Source organism: Achromobacter sp. FW305-C-30-7 (assembly GCF_058783105.1).
Map to the genome: position 1 here is coordinate 487,167 of NZ_JBYSYI010000001.1, position 22,991 is coordinate 510,157.

21 protein-coding genes and 2 tRNA genes are annotated in these 22,991 nt (G+C 65.5%); 13 read left to right on the plus strand and 10 right to left on the minus strand.

What is annotated here, in order from left to right:
- Positions 1-3: 3 nt before the first annotated feature.
- The 5 genes from AC3WOB_RS02355 (at position 4) to AC3WOB_RS02375 (ending at position 4,810) form a co-directional block, all read left to right on the plus strand.
- Positions 4-1,194 (plus strand): CaiB/BaiF CoA transferase family protein, encoded by a 1,191-nt coding sequence (locus AC3WOB_RS02355; RefSeq protein ID WP_013396574.1) that lies wholly within the window; start codon positions 4-6, stop codon positions 1,192-1,194.
- A gap of 11 nt (positions 1,195-1,205) precedes the next feature.
- Positions 1,206-2,159 carry a hydroxymethylglutaryl-CoA lyase gene (locus tag AC3WOB_RS02360; RefSeq protein ID WP_492274054.1) on the plus strand — a complete coding sequence of 318 codons (954 nt, stop codon included), beginning with the start codon at positions 1,206-1,208 and terminating at the stop codon, positions 2,157-2,159.
- Positions 2,160-2,242: 83 nt separating this feature from the next.
- On the plus strand, positions 2,243-3,028 hold the full coding sequence (gene otnI / locus AC3WOB_RS02365) for a 2-oxo-tetronate isomerase (RefSeq protein ID WP_207467944.1): 786 nt from the start codon (positions 2,243-2,245) through the stop codon (positions 3,026-3,028).
- Positions 3,029-3,141: 113 nt separating this feature from the next.
- Entirely contained in the window at positions 3,142-4,122 is a 981-nt protein-coding gene (locus AC3WOB_RS02370; RefSeq protein WP_492274055.1) for a Bug family tripartite tricarboxylate transporter substrate binding protein, read from the plus strand.
- 112 nt (positions 4,123-4,234) lie between these two features.
- Positions 4,235-4,810: a hypothetical protein gene (locus AC3WOB_RS02375; protein ID WP_013396570.1), complete on the plus strand. Its 576-nt coding sequence runs from the start codon at positions 4,235-4,237 to the stop codon at positions 4,808-4,810.
- A gap of 37 nt (positions 4,811-4,847) precedes the next feature.
- On the opposite strand, the gene AC3WOB_RS02380 is transcribed toward AC3WOB_RS02375, so the two are convergent.
- Positions 4,848-5,753 carry an EamA family transporter gene (locus tag AC3WOB_RS02380; RefSeq protein ID WP_013396569.1) on the minus strand — a complete coding sequence of 302 codons (906 nt, stop codon included), beginning with the start codon at positions 5,751-5,753 and terminating at the stop codon, positions 4,848-4,850.
- A gap of 43 nt (positions 5,754-5,796) precedes the next feature.
- Positions 5,797-6,441 (minus strand): LysE family translocator, encoded by a 645-nt coding sequence (locus AC3WOB_RS02385; protein WP_492274056.1) that lies wholly within the window; start codon positions 6,439-6,441, stop codon positions 5,797-5,799.
- A gap of 193 nt (positions 6,442-6,634) precedes the next feature.
- Here AC3WOB_RS02385 and AC3WOB_RS02390 point away from each other — a divergent pair, with 193 nt between their 5' ends.
- The 5 genes from AC3WOB_RS02390 (at position 6,635) to AC3WOB_RS02410 (ending at position 10,063) form a co-directional block, all read left to right on the plus strand.
- Positions 6,635-7,096: an Lrp/AsnC family transcriptional regulator gene (locus AC3WOB_RS02390; RefSeq protein ID WP_013396567.1), complete on the plus strand. Its 462-nt coding sequence runs from the start codon at positions 6,635-6,637 to the stop codon at positions 7,094-7,096.
- A 115-nt stretch (positions 7,097-7,211) separates the two neighbouring features.
- On the plus strand, positions 7,212-7,739 hold the full coding sequence (locus tag AC3WOB_RS02395; protein ID WP_492274057.1) for a DUF4142 domain-containing protein: 528 nt from the start codon (positions 7,212-7,214) through the stop codon (positions 7,737-7,739).
- Positions 7,732-8,100: a cupredoxin domain-containing protein gene (locus AC3WOB_RS02400; protein WP_492274058.1), complete on the plus strand. Its 369-nt coding sequence runs from the start codon at positions 7,732-7,734 to the stop codon at positions 8,098-8,100. Before AC3WOB_RS02395 ends, AC3WOB_RS02400 begins: the two co-directional genes overlap by 8 nt.
- Before the next feature lie 21 nt (positions 8,101-8,121).
- Positions 8,122-8,814 (plus strand): RNA polymerase sigma factor, encoded by a 693-nt coding sequence (locus AC3WOB_RS02405; RefSeq protein WP_492274059.1) that lies wholly within the window; start codon positions 8,122-8,124, stop codon positions 8,812-8,814.
- A gap of 319 nt (positions 8,815-9,133) precedes the next feature.
- On the plus strand, positions 9,134-10,063 hold the full coding sequence (locus tag AC3WOB_RS02410; RefSeq protein ID WP_492274060.1) for an Abi family protein: 930 nt from the start codon (positions 9,134-9,136) through the stop codon (positions 10,061-10,063).
- A 9-nt stretch (positions 10,064-10,072) separates the two neighbouring features.
- Here the strand turns inward: AC3WOB_RS02410 and AC3WOB_RS02415 are convergent, their stop codons facing one another.
- The 7 genes from AC3WOB_RS02415 to AC3WOB_RS02445 form a co-directional block, all read right to left on the minus strand.
- Positions 10,073-12,457: a copper-transporting P-type ATPase gene (locus AC3WOB_RS02415; RefSeq protein ID WP_492274061.1), complete on the minus strand. Its 2,385-nt coding sequence runs from the start codon at positions 12,455-12,457 to the stop codon at positions 10,073-10,075.
- A 126-nt stretch (positions 12,458-12,583) separates the two neighbouring features.
- Positions 12,584-12,958 (minus strand): hypothetical protein, encoded by a 375-nt coding sequence (locus AC3WOB_RS02420; RefSeq protein ID WP_492274062.1) that lies wholly within the window; start codon positions 12,956-12,958, stop codon positions 12,584-12,586.
- A gap of 171 nt (positions 12,959-13,129) precedes the next feature.
- On the minus strand, positions 13,130-13,843 hold the full coding sequence (locus AC3WOB_RS02425; protein ID WP_013396560.1) for a hypothetical protein: 714 nt from the start codon (positions 13,841-13,843) through the stop codon (positions 13,130-13,132).
- 93 nt (positions 13,844-13,936) lie between these two features.
- The gene (locus tag AC3WOB_RS02430; protein WP_492274063.1) at positions 13,937-15,676 is read right to left on the minus strand and encodes an ABC transporter ATP-binding protein; all 1,740 of its coding nucleotides are present in this window, start codon (positions 15,674-15,676) and stop codon (positions 13,937-13,939) included.
- A 112-nt stretch (positions 15,677-15,788) separates the two neighbouring features.
- A tRNA-Phe gene (locus AC3WOB_RS02435) sits at positions 15,789-15,864 on the minus strand.
- A 35-nt stretch (positions 15,865-15,899) separates the two neighbouring features.
- Complete coding sequence (locus AC3WOB_RS02440) at positions 15,900-18,389, minus strand: mechanosensitive ion channel family protein (RefSeq protein ID WP_492274064.1); 2,490 nt, start codon at positions 18,387-18,389, stop codon at positions 15,900-15,902.
- A gap of 46 nt (positions 18,390-18,435) precedes the next feature.
- Positions 18,436-19,374 carry a LysR substrate-binding domain-containing protein gene (locus tag AC3WOB_RS02445; RefSeq protein WP_492274065.1) on the minus strand — a complete coding sequence of 313 codons (939 nt, stop codon included), beginning with the start codon at positions 19,372-19,374 and terminating at the stop codon, positions 18,436-18,438.
- 154 nt (positions 19,375-19,528) lie between these two features.
- On the opposite strand from AC3WOB_RS02445, the gene AC3WOB_RS02450 reads away from it, so the two are divergent.
- Together AC3WOB_RS02450 and AC3WOB_RS02455 are read left to right on the plus strand one after the other, a co-directional pair.
- A complete protein-coding gene (locus AC3WOB_RS02450; protein WP_492274066.1) occupies positions 19,529-20,563 on the plus strand; it encodes a Bug family tripartite tricarboxylate transporter substrate binding protein in 1,035 nt (344 codons plus the stop codon).
- Positions 20,564-20,596: 33 nt separating this feature from the next.
- Positions 20,597-21,229: an isochorismatase family protein gene (locus tag AC3WOB_RS02455; protein WP_013396555.1), complete on the plus strand. Its 633-nt coding sequence runs from the start codon at positions 20,597-20,599 to the stop codon at positions 21,227-21,229.
- A gap of 108 nt (positions 21,230-21,337) precedes the next feature.
- Here AC3WOB_RS02455 and AC3WOB_RS02460 read toward each other — a convergent pair.
- Positions 21,338-21,413 (minus strand) — tRNA-Phe (locus AC3WOB_RS02460).
- Positions 21,414-21,715: 302 nt separating this feature from the next.
- Here AC3WOB_RS02460 and hemA point away from each other — a divergent pair.
- Entirely contained in the window at positions 21,716-22,990 is a 1,275-nt protein-coding gene (gene hemA, locus AC3WOB_RS02465; RefSeq protein WP_042796220.1) for a glutamyl-tRNA reductase, read from the plus strand.
- Position 22,991: the final 1 nt, after the last annotated feature.

Consider the following 22,991-nt stretch of genomic DNA (forward strand, 5'->3'; position numbering starts at 1 on the left):
ATCATGTCATCCAAACCATTGAGCGGCATCCGAGTGTTGGAGTTGGGCCAACTGATCGCCGGACCGTTCGCCGCCAAGATGCTGGGCGAATTCGGCGCCGAGGTCATCAAGATAGAACCGCCCGGCAAGGGCGATCCGCTGCGCAACTGGCGCCTGATCCATGACGGCACCTCCGTCTGGTGGCAGGTGCAGTCGCGCAACAAGAAGTCGGTCAGCCTGGACCTGCGTAAACCCGAGGCGCAGGATCTGATACGGACCCTGGTCAAGGACATCGACGTGGTGGTCGAGAACTTCAAGCCCGGCACCATGGAGGGCTGGGGCCTGGGCTGGGAAGAACTGCGTGCCATCAATCCGCGTCTGGTGATGCTGCGCGTGTCGGGTTACGGCCAGACGGGCCCCTACCGCGACTTGCCGGGCTTTGGCGCCATCGGCGAGGCCATGGGCGGCCTGCGGCATCTGAGCGGCGAGCCGGACCGCACCCCGGTGCGCGTGGGCGTGTCGATCGGCGATTCGCTGTCGGCGCTGCACGGCGTCATCGGCATCCTGCTGGCGCTGCGTGCGCGGGACCAGAACGGTACGGGCCAGATGATCGATGTGGCGTTGTACGAGTCGGTCTTCAACATGATGGAAAGCCTGCTGCCCGAATACTCGGTGTTCGGCGAGATCCGGCAGCCGGCCGGCAGCAGCCTGCCGGGCATCGCGCCCAGCAACGCCTACCGTTGCCAGGACAACAAGTACGTGCTGATCGCCGGCAATGGCGACAGCATCTTCAAGCGCCTGATGGGCGTGATCGGCCGGCCCGACCTGGCCGAGGCGTCGGAACTGGCGAACAACGCCGGGCGCGTGAAGCACGTGGTCATGCTGGACGACGCGATTTCGCAATGGACCGGCCAGCATCCGCTGGACCTGGTGCTGGAGCGCCTGAACGACGGGCAGATTCCCGCCGGCAAGATCTATGACGTGGCCGACATCGCGGCCGACCCGCACTACCGGGCACGCGGCATGATCCTGGACGGCGCGCTGCCGGACGGCACGCCGGTGCAGGTGCCGGGCATCGTGCCCAAGCTGTCGGAAACCCCCGGCGAGGTGCGCAGTCCGGCGCCCGCCTTGGGGCAGGACACCGACGAAGTGCTGGCCGGCCTGGGCATAGTCGAGGCGCAGCGCCAGGACTGGCGCGCGCGCGGCATCATCTGAGGAGTGCGGCCATGAATGTGAACAACCCCGGCACCAACGCCAGCCGCCCGCGGCTGTACATCCAGGAGGTCGCGCCGCGCGACGGCTTCCAGAACGAAAAGCAGTTCATTGAAACGCAGGACAAGATCGCCTTCATCAACCGGCTATCGGCCAGCGGCTTCGCCAAGATCGAGGCGACGTCCTTCACCTCGCCCAAGGCGATTCCGGCCTTGCGCGACGCCGAGATCGTGATGCACGAGATCGAGCGCAATCCGGACGTCGTCTACACGGTGCTGGTGCCCAATGTGCGCGGCGCGCAGCGGGCGCTGGAGTGTCAGGTGGACGAGGTCAACCTGGTGATGTCCGTCAGCGAGACCCACAACCGCGCCAATCTGCGCATGACGCGGGAGCAGTCGTTCGAGCAGTTGAGCGACGTGGTCAACGCGGTGCGCGACAGCCGTGTTGCCATCAACGTGTCGCTGTCCACCGTGTTCGGCTGCCCGATGGAAGGCGACATCAATGCCTTCGACGTCTTCGAACTGGTGGGGCGCTTCGCGGCGCTGGGGGTGGACGGCGTGACGCTGTGCGACACCACCGGCATGGCTTATCCCACGCAGGTCGGCAAGATTGGCCGCGAGGTCCGCAAGCTGTTTCCCGGGCTGACCGCCACCATGCATTTCCACAATACGCGCGGCATGGCGCTGGCCAATACCCTGACGGCCATCGAGGCGGGCATCGACCGCTTCGACGCCTCGTTGGGCGGTCTGGGTGGCTGCCCGTACGCGCCGGGCGCCAGCGGCAATGTCTGCACGGAAGAACTGGTGCACATGCTGGAACTGATGGGCTACGACACTGGCGTGGACCTGGACGCCATACTTGGCGCATCGGCGACCTTGCCCGCGCTGGTGGGGCACGATGTCCCGAGCCAGTTGCTCAAGGCTGGCCCGCGCCTGACTTTGCATCCGGCGCCCGACTTCGGCGTCTGATCGGGTGCGCGCCGCGGCAGCGACGATGGCGGGGCGGGCGCATGTGCTAATTTCCAGCCATGCCGCCCGGTCCGGAGCCCGCCATGTTGAAGTTCGCCGCCAATCTTTCGATGATGTACACGGAACACGCGTTCCTGGACCGCTATGCGGCCGCCGCGGCTGACGGATACGCCGGTGTGGAATGCATGTTTCCCTACGAGGCCCCGGCCGCCTTCGTGCGCGAGCGCATGGACGCGGCCGGCGTGACGCAGGTGCTCTTCAATGCGCCGCCTGGCGTGGCCGCCCGCGGCGATCGCGGCCTGGCCGCGCAGCCAGGGCGGCAGGCGGAATTCCAGGCGGGCATTGAACAGGCGCTGTCGTACGCCACGGCGCTGGCCTGCCCGAACCTTCATGTGATGGCGGGCTTGGTCGCGCCTGACGCCTCGCGCGAGGCCATGCTGGACTGCTATCGCGAGAACCTGGACTGGGCTGCGCGCCAGGCGCGCTCGGCCGGCGTTACCGTGCTGATCGAACCCATCAACACCCGCGACATACCCGGCTACTTCCTGAACCGCCAGGATGAGGCGCATGCCGTGGTGCAGGCGGTCAATGCGTCCAATCTGAAAGTGCAGATGGATCTCTACCACTGCCAGATCGTCGAAGGCGACGTCACCATGAAGCTGCGCGAATACCTGCCAACGGGGCGGGTCGGCCATCTGCAGATCGCCGGCGTGCCGCTGCGCCAGGAACCCGACCGGGGTGAACTGGATTACGGCTGGGTCTTCAGCGTGCTGCGCGAACTGCAGTACAGCGGCTGGATCGGCTGCGAATACCGTCCGGCCGCCGGCACCTCGGCCGGCTTGCGCTGGCTGGCTGCGGCCCGTACCTGAGTCTTGCGTGCCTGGCGAAACTCCGGGTTTTTCCGGTGATGTGCGCCGACGTTCCGGGTCCGATAATTAATCATTAATATGTTAAATAAATAGGCAGGCGAGGAGAGCGCGACATGTTCAAAGGCATTTTGCAGGGCGCCTTGCTGGCGACGGCGCTGGTCGGGGTGGCGGTCGCTCCGGGCATGGCTGCGGCGGCGGAGTTTCCTGATCATCCGATCCGCTGGCTGGTGCCGTTCAGCGCAGGCGGCGGCAGCGACATCGCCACCCGCGTCGTTGCCAAGCACGTGGGCGACGCGTTGGGGCAGCCGGTGGTGGTGGAAAACCGTCCGGGCGCCGCCACCATCGTCGCCGCGCAGGAGACCGCGCGCGCCGCGCCCGATGGCTACACCTTGCTGACGGCCGGGATGAGCACGCTGGCGCTGAATCCCTGGCTGTACCAGAAGCTGCCTTACGATCCGGCGAAGGATCTGACGCCCGTCTCCACGCTGGTGGCGCTGCCCATCGTGCTGGTGGTGTCGCCCGATTCCTCGATGCACACGCTGGCGGACGTGACGGCGTACCTCAAGCGCGACACGCCGGGCAGCTATGCGTCCCTGGGCGTGGGCAGCCCGCATCACCTGGCCATGGAACTGTTCCTGGATACCATCCAGGGCCGGGCTACGGCCATACCCTACAAGGGCACGCCGCCCGCCTTGCAGGATGTGGCGTCTGGCGTGGTGCCGATGATGATGGCCGATCTGGCGGCCGCGCGTCCGCTGATCCAGGCAGGCAAGCTGCGTGCCATCGCGGTGCCGGCCGCGCAGCGTTCCGGGCAATTGCCGCAGGTGCCGACCTTCGCCGAGGCGGGCGGCCCGGCGTTCGAGGCCGCCGCCTGGCAGGGCGTGGTCGCGCCTGCCGGCACGCCGGCTCCGGTGGTCGAGAAACTCAGCCAGGCCGTCGCCCAGGCCCTGCGCTCGCCGGAAGTGGCCGAGCAACTGAAGCTGCAGGGCATGGAGCCTACCGGCAGCACGCCGCAGGCCTTCGCGGACTATGCGCGCAAGGAATACGAGCGCTGGGGCGCAGTGATCCGGAGCAAGAACATCTCGGCCAATTGAAGGCGCGTGGTAACAGCCGCGGCAAGGTGTAACCGGCAAGTTCGCAGCGGCGACGCGGGCGTACGATAAAGGCACGTACATCCTGTCCGGCAGCCCGGGCAAGGAGCACATCATGTCTCTGATCGTAGCAGCCCGGTTCGAGGGCTTCGAAGCGGCGCACGCCGCAGCCGAGCGCCTGTCCGCCAACGGCTTTCCCCACTGGGACATCAACACCTTCTACGTCAATCCGGCCGGCGAGCATGGCCGCTACCCCTTGGGCGGCGACCGCCGCTCCGATCCGGACTCGGGGCGCGCCGATATCGGCGCCTTCCTGGGCGCAGGTGGCGTGGGTGCCGGTTTCGCGGTGTTTGGCGGGTTCGTGATGTCGGAAATAAGCGACTCCACGCCGCTGATTCTGGCCGCCGCAGGGGTGGGCGCCTATCTCGGATCGCTCTTCGGCGCGCTCTGGGTCACGGGCCACGGCAGCACCCTGCACGGCCACTTCAATCCCGATTCCCATGCCGAGATCCGGCAGGCCGGCGTGATGGTCGCCGTGCGCACGCGCCCGCAACGCGAAATGCTCGCATGCCGCATCCTGCGCGATGCCGGCGGCGCCGACGTGGAACACGCCAACGGCCGCTGGCGCAACAACCACTGGGAAGACTTCGACCCGCTGGCGCCGCCCCAGCGCGAAGTGGGATTTGGCTGAAACGCCCGCGGGCCGCGGCGGCGGCGTCCGTCCGCGTTCAGTCCGGCGCGGGCGTGGGGGCGGTATTTTGCCGGCGGGCGGTGGCCGCGCAGCCGGCGGAAGCCACGATGATGCCGCAGATGGCCAGCCATTGCGTCTGTGACAACTGCTCATTCAGCACGATCACGCCGGCCAGCGCGCCCATGGCGGGCTCCATGCTGAGCAGCACGCCGAAGGTTTTCTGCGGCAGGCGCCGCAGCGCCACCATTTCCAGCGAATAGGGCAGGGCGCTGGACAGTATGCCCACGGCGATGCCGGCCAGGATCAGGGTCGGATCCAGCAATGCCGCGCCGGCGTGCGCCGCGCCTATGGGCAGCGCCACCAATGTCGCCGCGGTCAGCCCGAGCGAGGTGGCCTGCCCGCCATGCACATTGCCCGCCATCTTGCCGAAGATGATGTAGAGCGCCCAGCACACCGCCGCGCCCAGCGCAAAGGCGATGCCGACGGGGTCCAAGTCATGCACCGATTGTCCCGTGGGAATCAGCAGCACCAGGCCGGCGATGGCGCAGCCGATCCAGACGAAGTCGATGGCGCGGCGCGACAGCGCTACCGCCAGGGTCAGCGGGCCGATGAATTCGATGGCGATGGCCACGCCCAGCGGCAGCGTGCGCAAGGCCATGTAGAACAGCAGGTTCATGCAGGCTAGCGTCACGCCATACAGGGCGATCTTGGCCGCCGCTTGGCGCGTCAGCGGAAAGCGCCACGGACGCCAGATCGCCACCAGGATCAGCGCACCGATGGCGATGCGGTAGGCGGTCGTGCCCTGGGCGCCCACCATCGGGAAGAGCGACTTGGCGAACGAGGTGCCGACGCACAGCGAGGCCATCGCGCCGATCAACGACAGGATGGGGAGCAGGGTGGAGGACGAGGCGTTGCGTCCGGTGTTCAGGGTGGCGGCGGTCATGGCAATGGCGGAAAGACAGGATACGTACGGGACGGCGGGCGGTTCAGGGCGCCAGGTGTTCGGCGGTGGAATAAAGCACGTAAAGCGCCAGGCCCAGCATGACGGCGCCGAGCAGGCCCTGCTGCATCCGCAGGAACCAGGGATTGCGCCCCACCCAGCCGCGGATGCGCGAGGCGCCATAGGCGAAGCAGCTGCCGTAGGGCAGGCTCAGCACCTTCATCGTCACGCCCAGCACCAGCATCTGGATCCACACCGGCCCGTTGTCCGGCGTGGTGAACTGCGGCAGGAAGGCGATCATGAACAGCAGCACCTTGGGGTTCAGCAGGTTCGTCGTGAAGCCCTGCCAGAACGCGTCGCGCGCGTCTCCGGGGCGGGCTGCCAGCGACACGTCGGCCGAACGCGCGCAGCGGACGATGGCCTTGATGCCCAGGTAGCCCAGGTACAGGCCGCCCGCGGCCTTGATGCCCATGAACAACGACGGGAACGCCTGCAGCACCGAAGCCAGGCCCAGCACCACCGCCGGCACCTGGATGAAGCCGGCGGCGACGTTGCCCAGGACACTGTGGAAGGCGGGCCGGAACCCCTGCGTCATGCCCCGGGACAAGGTCAGCGCCATGTCGGGCCCGGGCGTGAGTTTGAGCGCCGCGTCGGCGGCGAGGAACAGCAGGAAAAGCTGGAGTGACGGCATGATACGGGGGGGCGGACGTACCCGCGGCGCGGGCAGAGGGCTCCCAGTGTAAGCAAGCCGGCTGAATAATTCCTGCATCGCGGGGTGCGGAAATGAAGTTTCCCGTCAAAATGGGGCCGGACTCAGGCGCCGCCGGGCTTAGAATCTATCGGCGGGCCTCTTCCGGTCCGTTTCCAGCCGTTCCGAGACCCTGATGGAACTAGACGATTTCGACCTCCAGATCCTGCAAAGCATGCAGGAAGACAACCAGCGCACCAGCCAGGAAGTCGCGCAGCGCGTGAACCTGTCGCCGGTGTCCTGTCTGCGCCGCATGAAGCGGCTGCGCGAGTCCAAGGTGGTGCTGGGCGACGTTTCCGTGGTCGACCCTGCTGCCGTGGGCCGGGGCATCATGATGGTCGTGCTGGTGACGCTGGAGAGCGAACGCGCCGACAAGCTCGACCAGTTCAAGCGCGCCATGCAGTCCGCGCCGGAAATCATGCAGTGCCTGTCGGTGACGGGCGAGGTGGACTTCGTCCTGACCATCACCATGCGCGACATGGCCGAATACGAAACCTTCGCCCAGCGCAATTTCTGGGGCAATCCCAACGTCAAGCGCTTTTCCACGCTGGTGGTGCTGAACCGCGCCAAGTACGGCATGGCGGTGCCGGTGGGCTGAACCCTTCGTTGTCCCGCGCCGGAACGCGGCGCGTTTTCGCGACATCCAACCCCATAGGCAGGCAAGATTCCTGGCCATTCCGGCCGCGCCTGCATCCATGGCTTCGGGGGATGAGATGAAAGCGATTCAAGCAAGATGGTTCTATGCGCTGGCCTTGGTGAGCTGCGGGGTATTTGCCCACGGTAACGGGCCGACGGATCCGCAGATAGCGGCCATCGTGGTGGTGGCCAACCAGGTCGACATCGACGCCGGCAAGCTGGCGCAGGACAAGACCGGCAACAAGGAGGTCCGCGACTTCGCCACGCTGATGGTGACCGATCATTCCGCGGTCAACAAGTCGGCCGGCGAGCTGGTGCAGAAGCTCAAGGTCAAACCCGAACCGAATGCGACCAGCGACAGCCTGCAGCAGGGTGGGGACAAGAACCTTGCCGCGCTCAAGGGTATGAGCGGCGCTGCATTCGACAAGGCCTATGTGGACCATGAAGTGGCCTATCACGAGGCTGTGATCCAGGCGCTGGACACGACCCTTATTCCCGGCGCGCACAACGCGGATTTGAAGGCCCTGCTGGTCAAGGTGCGGCCGGCCTTCATTGCGCACCTGGAACATGCCAAATCACTGCAAAAGAGGCTTAACGGTGGCTGATACCCGCTTACTTTCCGCGCACGGGCGCGCCGGTCTGGCCGCGTTATGCGCCAGCCTGGCGTTGGCGGGCGGGGGCGCGGCCGCCCAGCAACGCCCCACTGGCACCCAACTGGCCGAACATGTCGTGACCATAGAAGGAATGCAGTTCAGGCCCGCCACGCTGACCGTCAAGCGGGGCGACAAGGTGACATGGATCAACAAGGACCTGGTCCCGCACACCGCCACTGCGGTTTCCAAGGCGTTCGATTCAGGAGTGATCGCCGCCGGCGCATCCTGGACCTACACTGTGAAAGAGGCAGGCAGCAACGCCTATGCCTGCCTGTTTCATCCGACGATGCAGGGCACCTTGATTGCGCAATGACGCACGGCGGAGGTCAGACTCATGACTGCACTTGCGGCGCTGGCGGCAACGCCGGCCGAGGATGAAGATCTGGCGCTCGCGCATCGCATCGCGGCGGGCGAGCAGACCGCATTCGAATTGATGATGCGGCGGCACAACCGGCGGCTCTACCGCCTGGCGCGCGCCACCCTGCGCAACGACGCCGATGCCGAGGACGCCTTGCAGGAAACCTACCTGGCGGCCTATCGGCACATGGCGGCGTTCCGCGGCGAATCGACGCTGTTCACCTGGCTGTCGCGGCTCCTGCTCAACGAATGCTATGGCCGGCTGCGCAAGCACAGCCGCCGCGAGGCGCTGTTCCCCATCGCCGACGACATAGAGAAAGAGGTTGATGCGATGACCATCAACGACTTCAATCCCCCCTACCACGCCGCCGCTCGCGCCGAACTCAGAGGTTTGCTGGAAGCGCGGCTGGACGCCTTGCCGGTCTCGTTCCGCACCGTGTTCGTGTTGCGCTCGGTCGAGGAACTTTCGGTCGAGGAAACGGCGCATTGCCTGGGCATTCCCGAAGCCACCGTCCGCAGCCGCCACTTCCGCGCCAATGCCTTGCTGCGCGAGTCGCTGGCGCGGGATGTGGGAGTGGTGGAAAAGAGCTTGTTTGAGTTCGATGGGGATGATTGCGACAGGGTGGTGGAGAGGACGCTGGCGCGGTTGGGTGAGAGCTCCAAAAACTAGGTAAATGTTGATATGTACCCACCTGTCGGAACAAAGCGTCTGAGCGGAGGCATCTTATAGGCTGAAAACGTCCCATACGCTGTTGTGTGCATTGTCGATGCGGCGCCAGAATTGCTGGAATCGCGCAACGGTCAGGGAAGCGTATGCAACTGGGGAAGCAAAGGCCTGTGTATCGGTCTTATATCGGAAGAGGAAGCGTTGCCATTGGCGGGCCTCTGGGTATACTGCGCTTAACAACACCCGCCACACTTCAGGCCCGTGCGCGAACGCAGGCACAGTGCTCCCAGGGCGGGTTTCTCATTTCTGCGGGAAATTTGTCGTGAAGTACGCCAAACTCCCGCTGTCTAACGCTGACCTGCTTGCCCGCTGGCGAGGAAAAGGCCTGACGGTTTCTAACGTTGGGGATGCCGAGCGTGCGTTGAGCTTTGTCGGCTATTTTCGTCTGCGAGGTTATGCGCTGTCTCTCATGACGCCCACGCCAGCTGGACGCATGTTTCTGCCTGGGGTGAGTTTCGAAGACGTTATCGTCCGCTATGAGTTTGATCGCGTCCTTCGGCGTATCACTCTTGGCCAGCTCGAACAGATCGAGGTGGCCGTGCGGACCGTCATGAGTAATCAGATGTCCATGCAGTATGGGCCGTTCTGGTATCTGAATCACCCTGCTCAGGTTTTGGGGCATGCGCCGGGGCATGGCAGTCGGCCGGAACCATTTCCACTCGGCAACTTTCTTGGAACTGTCGAGCGCGAGACGCGCCGCTCCAGGGACTTGTTCGCCCAGCATTACTTCGAGACCTACACAGAGCCCTTGCTGCCGCCCAGTTGGTTGATGGCGGAGTGTTTGTCTTTTGGCAAATGGTCGCAACTTTACAAGTATCTGCAAAAGGCAGATTGTGCGCATCCCAATCCAAAAAAGGTCGTAGCGAAAGCATTCGGCCTGACCGTTCCTCTAGTCGAGTCATGGCTGCACGCACTGACCTTGTTGCGCAATATCTGCGCTCACCATGGGCGGGTGTGGAATCGTCGCTTTGTTTTCCGGCCTGCCGTGTACAACCGGGCTGCAGCGCACTTCAACGACCCGCAAAGCTATTACTGCCTTGCGGTCGTAATGCGATTGCTTTCAAAGGTAGTTGATAGTCGTGACGAATGGCCGGTACGCTTGCTGGAGTCGTTTCGGACGCACGCGGCCATTACGCCGGCAGATTTGGGTTTTCCACAGGGCTGGAGGGATGACCCGATCTGGAATGGGTAGATCGGGCGCTTATCGCAACCTCAACGCATTGAATATCACCGAAGCCGAACTCAAACTCATCGCCAGCGCCGCGATCATCGGCGACAGTAGCCAGCCCGTGAACGGATACAGTAGGCCCGCCGCTATCGGCACGCCGATTCCGTTGTAGACAAAGGCGAACATCAAGTTCTGCCGCATGTTGCGCACGGTGTCGATCGAGATCTGGCGCGAGGCGGCGATGCCGCGCAGGTCGCCCTTGACCAGGGTCACCTGGCCGCTGTTCATGGCTACGTCGGTGCCCGTGCCCATGGCTACGCCTACGTCGGCTCGCGCCAGCGCGGGGGCGTCGTTGATGCCGTCGCCCGCCATCGCCACCACGTGGCCGTCCTTTTGCAGCTTTTCCACCAGCGCCAGCTTGTCGGCCGGCTTGACCTCGCCATGCACTTCGTCGATGCGCAGCGCGGCGCCGACGGCGCGGGCGGTGGTGAGGCCGTCGCCCGTTGCCATCACGATGCGCAGGCCGCTGCCGTGCAGGTTCTGGATCGCTTCGTGCGTGCTGGGCTTGATGGGATCGGTGACCGCCAGGATGCCGGCGAACTTGCCGTCCACGGCCAGGTGCATGATACTGGCGCCTTCGCCGCGCAGGCGTTCGCCGTCCGCGCGCAGGGCGTCGACCTGCACGCCTTCCTGTTCCATCAGGGCGGTGTTGCCCAGCGCCAGGCGCTTGCCTTCCACCGTGCCACGCACGCCTATGCCGCTGCCGGAGTCGAAGTCCTCCGCCTTGGCAAGCGCCAGGCCCTGCGCGCGCGCCGCGCTGACGATGGCATCGGCCAGCGGATGTTCGCTGCCTTGGTCCAGGCTGGCCGCCAGGCGCAGCACTTCGTCGGACGTGTATCCCGGCGCCGCGATCGCGGTGTCGAAGGCTGGCTTGCCTTCGGTCAGGGTGCCGGTCTTGTCCACGATCAGCGTGTCCACCTCGCGCATCTTCTCGATCGCGCCAGCGTCGCGGAACAGCACGCCCTGCGCTGCGGCGCGGCCCGTGGCCACCATGACCGACATGGGCGTAGCCAGTCCCAGCGCGCAGGGGCAGGCGATGATGAGCACGGCGACGGCGTTGATCAAGCCATACACCCAGCTGGGTTCCGGCCCGAAAAAGCCCCACACCAGCAGTGTGGAGATCGCCACCAACACCACGGCGACGACGAACTTGCCCGCCACCACGTCCGCCATGCGTTGCATGGGCGCCTTGGAACGTTGGGCGTTGGCGACCATCTGCACGATCTGCGCCAGCATGGTGGCGGAACCTACCTTCTCCGAGCGCATCACCAGGGTGCCGCTGGTGTTGAGCGTGGCGCCGATCAGCTTGTCGCCTTCGCACTTGCCGACGGGTACGGGCTCGCCGGTGAGCATGGATTCGTCCACGGCGCTGCGGCCTTCGGTGACGGTGCCGTCCACCGGAATCTTCTCGCCGGGACGCACGCGCAGCAGGTCGCCCACATGCACGTGGTTCAGCGGCACGTCTTCCTCGCTGCCGTCGGCGTTGATGCGCCGCGCCGTCTTGGGCGCCAGCCCGAGCAGGGCCTTGATTGCGGCGGATGTCTGCGAACGCGCTTTCAGCTCCAGGATCTGCCCCAGCATGGTCAGCGAAATGATGACCACGGCGGCTTCGAAGTACACCGCCACGCGCCCCATCGATACGAAGGAGTCCGGGAACACGTCCGGCGCCAGCGTGGCGACCACGCTGTAGATGAATGCCGCGGCCGTGCCCAGGCTGATCAGCGTCCACATATTGGGGCTGCGATGCGCGAGCGACTGCCAGCCGCGCACGAAGAACGGCCAGCCGGTCCAGAACACGACCGGCAGCGACAGCGCCAACTCCAGCCAGCTCTGGGTCGCCATGTCGAACCAACCCATGCGATGGCCGAACATGGCCATCACGGCCACGATGAGGGTCAGGGGCAGCGTCCACCAGAAGCGGCGCTGGAAGTCGTTGAGTTCGCTGTTGTCCTCCTCATCCAGCGGGATAAGGGGCTCCAGCGTCATGCCGCACTTGGGGCAGTTCCCGGGGCGATCCTGGCGGATCTCGGGATGCATGGGGCAGGTGTAGATCGTGTCGGCGAGAACGTCGACGGTAGCGTCCATAGGGGCGGCTGCTGTCGGCTGGGCAGCTACGCCGCCGTGTTCGTCGCTGCCCGCGCGGTGCTTACTGTGATCGTGGTCGTGATGCTGCGGCCGGTGCGCGCCATGACCGCCATGCGCATGCGCCGACTGAGCGTGCGCCTGTTCTTCCAGCACCAGATGCATCTGGCACTTCGGGCAGCGGCCCGGATGGTTCTGGCGGATCTCCGGGTGCATGGGGCACACATAGAGCGTGCCTTCGTTCGATGCCGCGTCGCCGTGACGAGAGTGATTCATACCCATCCCTTTCGAGTGCCGGTGTGATCCTTCGTGCGCCCATTATGCCCAGGCAGGGTGCGCGCAGCGCAATTGCTGGCGGCCGGTGCCACTGCGGCGCCGGCCGCCAGCAATGACTCGTGGCGCTCAGCCCTTGGCAGCCGGGGACGCCGCCGAGGGCGCATCGCCCGCCGGATTCATCATCGATCCCATCATCTCGTGGCAGCCTTGCATGCTGGCGCCATTGGCGGGCATGGACTTCATATGTTCGCCCATCAAGGCCTGGCGCTCTTCGGCCGTCTTGGCCGCAGCCATCTGCTGGTGCATTCCGCCCATGGCTTGCATGTGTGCTTCCATGTTCTTCATCATGCCGGCGCCCGGCGCCTTTTGCGTATTGGAGGCCGGCTCGGCCGTGGCCGGATGATGCGTGTCATGTCCGCCGCTGGCGGCCTGCGCGTAGACCGCGCCTGTCATTCCCAGGCTCAACGCGCACGCACTGAACAAGGTGGTCAGGGTCTTCATGGTCAGCTCCTTTCTGTGGTCTGAAGTGCATGGACTCCAGTGTGGAGGGCTGACAGGGGCGGGGAGGTTACGCGTGGATTACTTTTTTGTAATGTTCCAGGGGCGCCGCATGCGCGATTTCAACCAGTACGCTTGCCCATGCCTTCTAGACCGCTTTTTGAAGAACGGCTATCATCCGTTCTCAGGCCACCGCGTAAAGATCGCATCCTGTTCCAAGGCCCGCGTCCGCCACGCATTGAGCAGGTCGGCCAGGGTCTCGTGGGTCAGCCCATACGTTTCACCCAAGCTGGAATTGCGCCCGACGATATGGCGGTTGAGCCCCGCAGTGCCGCCGCGTTCGACCGCGGCATCGTCGAAAACGATGAGCTTGGGCACCGCGCGGCTGACGCTGACCACGGTGAATTCGCTGGTGTCCTGCCAGCGTATGGTTCTGCCGTTCCACACCTGCCGGGTTTCGAAGCCATCGCGGCCTAGCCGCAAGGCGGTATCGTCTTTCGCGGCGCGCACCAGCAGCATGACCGCGCCGAGCAGAAAAAACCCGGCGCCGGGCCAGAGGATCAGTTGCTTCAGTGGCGGCAGCGCTTCGTGCAGCAGCATCCACAGGATCACGCCGCCGAAGGCCGCGGACAGGAACGAGAACACCAGCAACTTGCCTTTCGCGGCCTTGAGTACCAGGGGGCCTGGATAGCGTGCCAGCAACGTCGAGGCTGAGCGCGACTCACGCTGGAGCAGTTGCGGCCATATCTGCAGGACCGCGGTCACGGCGCAGACGCCGAAGAACAGCGTGACGGGAATCCCCGCCTCGGCGCCGTCCCGGATCATTTGCGAGCCCAGGAAAACAAACACCACGCTGATCGTCAGGCAGACATAGGCCAACAGGTTCATCCGCTTGCGTCCGGGCTGGCGCTGCGCTGCGTGGGAGGTGGGCGGCTGAGTCATGGCTACGGAGTGTAGGGGCTTGGCTGACGGGGCTTTCTATCAAGGTTGATGCCGGGACAATACTTCATCGCGCGGCCCCGCATCCACCACGCGCCCGGCTTCCATCACTACGATGGTGTCGAAGCGGTTGAGCAGGCTGGGGCGGTGCACCGAGGCCACGATGCAAGCCGTCGGGAAGGCGGCGTACATGCGGTCGAACACCCGACCCTCCGCTTGCGGGTCAAGCGCGCTGGTGGGTTCGTCCAGCAGCAGCAAGGAACTGCCTTGCGCGGCCAGCGCGCCGCGCGACAGGGCCAGGCGTTGGCGTTGCCCGCCGGACAGATTGCTGCCGCGTTCATTCATCGGGCTGGCCAGGCCATCGGGCATGCGTTGCAGCACTTCGTCGAACACGCCGGTATGCACGGCGGCTTGCAGCGCCTGCGCATCGGCAGGTTCGCCGAAGGTGAGGTTCTCCTGCACGCTGGCTTCGAAGACTTCGGCCTCTTGCGGAATCAGCGTGGCCAGCGCGCGCAGTTCGGTCCAGTCCACGGGCTTGCCGTCGCGCAGCAGATCGCCCTGTTGCGGCGGATAGAGTCCGGCAAGGGTACGCAGCAGCGTGCTCTTGCCGCCGCCGCTGGCGCCGATCAGCGCGACGCGCGAACCGCGGCGCAACACCAGGTCGACGCCGTGCAGGCCGCCGCGTCCTTCGTCCGAGTAGCGCCAGGTGGCGCCGCGCAACTCCAGGGTCTGCCACGGCGCGTCGGGCTGGACCGCGGGGACGGCGGCTTCGGGATTGCCAGGGGCCTGCCAGATGGGCTCGGCGCTGCTGTAGTCGGTGTGCATGCGCGCGAAGCTCTGGAAGTTGGAGGCAATGGCGCTGACCACGGACGCGGCCTGCTGGGCGTACTGATAGATCATGAAGATAGTGCCCAGCAGCAGGGCTTGCCCGGGCTCGCGGTGCCGCAGCACATACTCCACCACGAGGATCCAGGTAAGGCACATGCCCGCCAGGTCGACTACGCACCACTTCACTTCGTTGATCCACAGGGCGCGGCGCAAGGGTTGCATGACCGCCTCCAGGCGGCGGCCCAGGATCTTGCGCGAGGCGGCTTGCAGCCGCAGGCCGATCACGGTGCCGGCATTGCTGACGAAGTCGAGCAGCGCGGCGACGTAGCGGCGTTCCTGGTCGTTTTCGGAACGGGCCAGCCGCATCAGCGCAAGGTCGAAGCGCAACGTGACGAGGGCGATAATCAGGTAACCGCTCACGGCGATGAGGCCGCTGACAGGCGACAGCAGGCTCAGCGCCACCAGAGGGCCGATGAAGTTCAAGGCGCTGTGCAGGTAGCCGTACATGCTGCGGGCGAAAGCCGACAGCGCGCGGCTGGATTGCAATACCCGATGCTGCAGGTCGCCGGAATGCCTGCCGTCGCGCCAGGTCAGCGGGGCGGCCGCGATGCGGGCATAGAGATCGTCGGCCTGCCGTTGGCGGACATGCACGCCTACGTTGCCTTCCAGGACGCGTCCCGGGCCGTGGAACACCCAGGACATCATGTAGCTGCCGACCAGGAACAGGATCCAGAGGCCGGCGGTGGACATGTCGTTTTGCTGCAAGGCGTTGATGGCGTGGGAGGCCAGCCAGGGCAGGGTCAGCTTGACCAACTGCGCGCCCGACAGCAGCGCGATGGCGCCCATCAGCTGCCGCCGCGCGCCGTCGGCATAGTGCCAGAGCGCGCGACACAGCACGAGCGCCGCGCGGCCCATGCCGATGGAGGAGGACGGGGAAGAGGAATCAGGCGTCATCGCGTGGAGGGGAAGTCAGGGGTGGCACGGCGTGACTATGCTATCCGACAAACGCCGCCGCGCACCAAAGCAAAAGGCCCCGCCAAAGGCGGGGCCAGCTGCTTGAATTCATTGGTGGCCTGGGGCGGAATCGAACCACCGACACAAGGATTTTCAATCCTCTGCTCTACCGACTGAGCTACCAGGCCAACGCGAAAGTCCGCCACTATACACAATATCCGCGTCATGTGGGAGGCGGCCCGCCATCCGGCGCGGCGCGGCGGGCTTGCGCGAGGACGGCGCAAGCTTCCGGAGAGATGCTGCGCAGGTGCAGGTCGGTCTGCGGATAGGGTATCCCGATGCCGGCCTGCGTCAGCGCCTCGTACATCCGCGACAACATGTCGCTGCGGATGGACATCCACTGGTCGAAGTCCGGCGTCCAGGCGCGGATGCTGAAATCCAGGGTGCTGGCGCCGAAGCCCATGAAGAGCGCGATGGGCGCCGGCTGGGTGGAGACGCCCAGGGTGCCACGCGCCACCGAGCCCAGCAGTTCGATGGCCTGCGCGGGGTCGGTGCCGTAGGCCAGGCCCAGGTTGATTTCGATGCGGCGGTTGCGGTCCAGCATGGTCCAGTTGGTCAGTTTTTCCGAAAGCAGGGTGCCGTTCGGGACCACCACGTCGGCCCCTTCAAAGGTCCTGATGCGGGTTGCGCGCATGCCGATCTCGCGCACCTGTCCGGAGGTCTCGCCGATTTCCACCACGTCGCCCGGCTGGATGGGACGTTCGAACATCAGGATCAGGCCGGACACGAAGTTGTTGACCACGTTCTGCAGGCCGAAGCCTATGCCCACGCCCAGGGCGCCGAGCACCAGGGCCAGTTGGCTGGTCCTGACGCCGGCGGCCGACAGCGCCACCGCCAGGCCCAGCAGCAGCACCGAGTAGTAGGTCAGTGAGGCGATGCTGTTGCCCACGCCGCGCGGCAGGGGCATGCGGGCCAGCACTTCGTCGTGCAGCACCAGGCGGATCGCCCGCGCGGCCCAGAACGCGATCACCACGGAGATTGCGAACACCAGGATGTTGCCCAGACTGATGGTGATGTCCCCGAGCGCCAGCGTGTACGACAGTACTTTCGTCGTGACGGCATAGGTGCCGCGCAGAATGCGGAAGCGGTCCATCGTGTAGAGGGTCCAGCCCACGACGGCGCTGGCCATCACCAGGCGGATCAGCAGTTGCACCAGGGGCGGGGCGTGCTCGCGCGCGATGCGGAAGCGCGACACGCCGGGCCGGGCCAGCAGCAGCTGCAGCAGGGTGACGATGATGGTGACTCCGGCGTAGAGCATCAGGCCGAAGTAGCCGCTGCTGATGACGGCGCTGGTCAGCATCTCGGCCATCGACAGGTTGCCGATCAGGTTGGAGACGCCGGCAATGGCCAGCAACGCCACGGCGACCCAGGCGCCGGCACGCACGGCCTTGTGCAGCCGGCTGGGCGCCTGGGCGTTGCCGCGGCGCTGGGCGCGGGCATGCAGCCAAAGCGCCGTTGCCAGGGCCAGCAGGGTGATGGCGAGGTTGTGCAGCCGGTACAGCGTTTCGCTGGCCAGGAAGAAAATGCCCAGCCGCTCCGCCAGATACAGGCCGGTGATGGCGTAGGGCCACAGATCCAGTTGCTCGCGCGCGGTCGGCGGCAGCAGGCGCAGCACGGGCACGACCGCCAGCAGCAGCGCGATCTGCAGCACGATCAGCGGCGCATCCGACTCCAGCAGCTGCACTCCCATCATGGCCAGCAGCAGCCAGGCGGACAGCGGGCGTCCCAGCACCCTTGCGGCCGTCTGGCTCATTTCACCGGCCCGGATCGCGTGGCGGCTGTGCCAGGCCAGCCAGAGCAGCAGCGGCAGCAGCACGACCTGCAGCACATGCAGGGCCAGCTGGTTGCCGGTGTCGGCCGCGGCGTACTGGCGGGCGAAGCGCAGTTCCATGTCCAGGCCGGAGCGTAGATAGGCCATCGCATCGCTGCGCGCGGTCGGCGTGAAGGTAGCCGCCCATAGCGGGGGCGCGTCCAGTTCAAGCAGGCGGGCGTCGATGTAGTTGATGGCATCGGCCACCGCGCGCTGCCCGGACTGGATGCGCTCTTCGACGGCGTTGGCGCGCTGGCCCAGCGCGATCTGGCGGCCCAGCGGCACGGACAGCGCTTGTTCGGCCCGGACCAGTTGGGCGATGACGGAGTCGATCCGGCCGGTCAGGGCCGGCGGCAGGTCGGCGGCGCCGGGCGCGGTCTTGAGAGACTGCCAGGCATCCCGGCGGCGCGCCAGTTCGGCGGCGTCGCCGGCATAGGCCGCGGTCGCCTGGCGCATGTCCTCCTGCCAGGCCGCGAAACGGCGCGCGTCGAACATCCAGTGCCGCTCCAGGCTTTCCAGCCGCATGATGGGCAGGCTGCGCAATTGGGCCGGCTGGAACTGCTGGAGCTTTTCGTCGACGGACCGGGAAATCGATTCCAGGCGCGGCGCCAGCAAGTCGGTGGGGTCGGCGCCGGTGACGCGCTCCATGACGCTTTCGGCGTAGCGGTGATCGGTGTCCGCTCGCAGCGGGATTTCCGCCACCAGGATAGCCTGGACCTGGGTGGAAACGGGGGCGGGGCGGGGCGGCGACGTCGCGGCGCTTTGCGCGTGCGCGGGGCCCAGCAGGCAGGCCAGCAGTGCAATCAGACCGAAAAGCGCTTTTGCTCTTGCTGTTGCGCGCATGTCGCGGCTCCGGTGGATGGATGCGGCGGGCTACGGGGAGGGCGTCTTACGATATCGCGGAAGGGCGGGCCAGGGAAAGGGGCGCGGGTATCGACTGCCTGGCCCATTGATGGAGCGCGGCGGCAAATCCCAGCACGACCTGGCGGTCTTCGTCGGATCGGCGCATGAGATAGACGCTGGACGAAATCTGCGGCATGTCTTTTTCATGTGCAAGTTCGCAGATCGCGACGGCATCGGCGCGCAGGCGTGCAATCGATTCGGGGACGATGGAGATCCCGAGTCCGGCGGCCACCAGATTGACCACGGCGGGCACTTCCACGACCTGTTGGACGATCTGCGGCTCGAAGCGCGAAAACAGGCAGGCCTGATACACCGAGTCGGCAAAGATGGACGACCCCAGGCGGAAGAACACGAAATCTTCGTCTTTCAATTCCTGCAGGCGCAGCCGCTTGCGGCGCGACAGCGGATGGCCTGGTGGCAGCACGACCACCGACGAGTCGTGCCATAGCAGCTCGGCGGCGAATGTCGGATCGTCAGGGATGCCGCGCGAGAGGCATAGATCCAGGCGCCTGTCCTGCAGCCCTGTCAGTTGATCGGACGGGGGCATTTCCTTCAAGGCCACGTCCACCTGCGGCCGCTCCTGTCGGAACTCGCGGATGAACTGGGGCAAGGTGCCGAGGAAGTGCGAGCCGGTCAAGCCCAGCGTCACGCACCCTTCCAGGCCCTGCGCCACGCGCTGTACCTGAAGCCTGGCCTCGTCCAGGCGATCCAGCACGGCGCGGACGTGGGGCAGCAGCACGCTGCCCGCTTCACTGAGCTGGACGCTTCTGCTGGTGCGTATGAAAAGACGGACGCCAAGGTCGTCCTCCAGATTGCTCAGTTGCTGGCTGAGCGGAGGTTGCGAAATGTGCAGCTTCCGGGCCGCTTTGGTAAAGCTCTGTTCTTCCGCAATCGCCGCAAAGTACCGAAGCTGCCGCAAGTCCATGGCTGGGCATCCCGTCCAATTTATCTGGAAACACTATAGATGATTCCTTAATTCGTATTGGACGATATCGATCTCGATGCCGAGAATTGCCATCAAATGATTCGCTCCAGGCAGCTGGACGCGGACGATAAACACAAAGAATGGGGAGCGGACAATGAACCTGGTTGTTTCAGTCGCGGCATGGAAGTTCCATTTCAACCCGAACAAACTGGTCAAGATGAAAAAGATACTGAGTTTCTCTGCGCTGATTCTCGCCCTGAGCCTTGCCCATGCTGGCGCCGTCCACGCGCAAGGCTATCCGTCGAAGGCCGTCACGGTCATCGTGCCGCACGGACCAGGAGGGGCCAACGATGCGGTCGCCCGGCCTTTTGCCCAAAAAATCGGCGAGCGTCTGCATCAGACCTTCGTGGTGGAGAACCGAGCGGGTGCGGGCGGCAATATCGGTATCGGCGTCTCGGCGCGCGGCAGCCAGGACGGCTACAACCTGCTGCTGACCGTGGGCAGCAGCTATACCATCAGCCCGTTCGTGTACAAGTCCGTGCCATTCGATCCCAAGAAGGACTTCGAGCCCATCGGCTTGGTGGCGACGGCGCCTTATGTCTTGGTCGTGAACCCGGAGCTGCCGGTAAAGACCGTGCAGGACCTGATTTCGTTGGCGAAAAGCAAGCCTGGCCAACTGCACATGGCCTCCGCGGGCAATGGCACGCTCGATCATCTGCTGGGCGAAATGTTCAAGCGGGCCGCCGGGGTCGACATGATGCACATTCCCTACAAGGGCGCCTCCGCCGCCAACACGGACATGGTGTCCGGCCGGGTGTCGGTGACTTTCACCAGCTGGCCCAGCGTCATGTCGTTCGTCCATGCCGGCAAGCTGCGCCTGATCGCGGTTGCATCGTCCGAGCGCTCATCGTTGCTGCCGGACGTGCCGACCATCGCGGAGACGGTGCCGGGCGTGGCGGCCATGTCGTGGTATGGCCTGTTCGCCCCGGCCGGCACCCCGGCGGACGTGGTCGCCACGCTGCGCCAGGAAACCTCGAGCGTGCTTGCGGACAAGTCGTTTCAAGCCAACTTGAAGGCCCAGGGGGCGGTAGCGGCGAATACCACGCCCGCTCAGTTCTCCGAGCTGATCGATACCGACCTGAAGACGTGGTCCGGAATCATCGAGCAGACCGGCGCCCGGATCGAGTGACCGCCGCCAAATTCTTTTGTTTTGGAGTTTTGCATGAGTAGCGCAGCGGAAAACTACAAGGGCGTATGGGGGCATCGAGTCGGGTTTGGCGACAAGGCGGCATTGCTACTCATCGACTTCGTGCAAGCCTATACGCTTGAAGAATCGCCCATGTTTGGCGCGGGCGTCGTGGCCGCGGTGGCGCATAGCGCGGAGATCCTGCGCGCGGCGCGGGATGCCGGAATGATGGTGATCCACACAACGATCACGCACCAATCCCACACGCTGGCCGACGCCGGCGCCTGGTATCGCAAGTCGCCCATCCTCGAACTGTTCAAACACGCGCCCTACAACGAGTTTTGCGGCGGCTTGGAACCCTTGCCCGGCGAGATCGTCCTGCACAAGCAGTACGCCAGCAGTTTCTTCGGCACCAGCCTTGCCAGTACGCTGACGGCTTCCAAGGTCGACACCCTGATCGTGCTGGGATGCTCCACCAGCGGCTGCGTGCGCGCGACGGCAGTGGATGGCGTGCAGCACGGCCTGAACGTGATCGTGGTGCGGGAGGGAGTGGGGGATCGCCATCCGGACCCGCATGAAGCCAATCTTTTCGATATCGACAGCAAGTATGGGGACGTGGTGTCCAAGCGGGCCGCACTCGAATTCATCCGCGCGCATCGGGCGGCGTAGGGGGGTCTGACTGCCGCCAGAATGCCGGGCGACGGACCGATATCGGCGACCAAAACAAAAAGCCCCGCCGTAGTGGATACGGGGCGGGGCTCGTTGCTTGAATCTTTTTGGTGGCCTGGGGCGGAATCGAACCACCGACACAAGGATTTTCAATCCTCTGCTCTACCGACTGAGCTACCAGGCCAACGAAGTCCGCAACTATACACAATTTTTGAGGCTTGCGCCAGTCGGGGGAGAAAATCTTGGATATCGCCTTGCCCTGCCGGATCGCCGCATGAATCCTGGGCCAAATTGTTGGGCGGATGGCACGAAAGGTGCGACCCAGGGTCGCGGCCCTGGGGTGAAATGGCCTGGGGATAACCCGCGGGGGTATAATGATTAGCGGTCTGACGCTGCTCCCAGGTTGAATTTCCCCTGCTTGCCGCGCCTCGTTCTTAGTGGCAGTACTTAACGCTTACGCGCGGATGGCCCGGCCATCCTTCCCACATGTCGGTAGCTGTCCTTGCCTTCGGTCTGAATCACACGTCCGCGCCGGTTTCGGTCCGCGAGCGTGTTTCCATGCCCGTCGATCTGGTGAAGCCCGCGCTGGAAGGCTTGCGTTCGGCGTTTGGCGGCTCGGTACGCGAAGCCGCCATCCTGTCCACCTGTAACCGCACCGAAATCTATTGCGCCGCTGACGGCCACGTGGCGGATCAACTGCCCGCCTGGCTGGCGGATTACAACCGCCTGGACGCCGGCACGCTGCGCCCGCATCTCTACCGCCATCACCAAGATGACGCCGTGCGCCACGCTTTCCGCGTGGCCAGCGGCCTGGATTCCATGGTGCTGGGCGAAACCCAGATCGTGGGCCAGATGAAGGACGCCGTGCGCGCCGCCGGCGAAGCCGGTTCGCTGGGCACCTTGCTGCACCAGATGTTCCAGCGCACCTTCTCGGTGGCCAAGGAAGTGCGGTCGCAGACCGCCATCGGCGCGCAGTCGGTGTCCATGGCCGCCGCCGCGGTGCGCCTGGCCGAGCGCGTGTTCGGCAATCTGGACCAGGCCCGCACGCTGTTCATCGGCGCGGGCGAAATGATCGAATTGTGCGCCACGCACTTCGCCGCGCAGCGTCCGCGCAGCATGGTGGTGGCCAATCGCACGGCCGAACGCGCCGAGGTCCTGGCCAACCGGTTCGCGGCCAGCACCATGAAGCTGTCGGACCTGACGGACCGCCTGTCCGAGTTCGACGTCATCGTTTCCTGTACGGCAAGCTCCCTGCCCATCCTCGGTTTGGGGATGGTGGAACGGGCCACGCGCCTGCGCCGCCACCGCCCCATGGTCATGATCGACCTGGCCGTGCCGCGCGACATCGAACCCGAAGTCGGCCGCCTGGACGACGTCTACCTGTATTCGGTGGATGACCTGGGCCGCCTGGTGCAGACCGGCACGGACGCGCGCCGCGCGGCCGTGGTGCAGGCCGAAGCCATCATCGAAACCCGCGTCCAGGGCTTCATGCACTGGATGCAGTCCCGCGAGGTGGTGCCCGTCATCCGCGACCTGCACCAGGCCGCCGAAGACGTCCGCAGCGCCGAGTTGGAACGCGCCCGCCGCCTGCTGGCGCGGGGCGAATCGCCGGAAGCCGTGCTCGAGCAGCTGGCCCACGGCCTGACGCAGAAGTACCTGCACGGCCCGCTGGCGGCGCTGAACCGCAGCGAAGGCGACGACCGCAAGCAGCTGCTTGCCTGGATGCCGCGCCTGTTCCCCGGCCGCGACTCCCGCCGTTAGC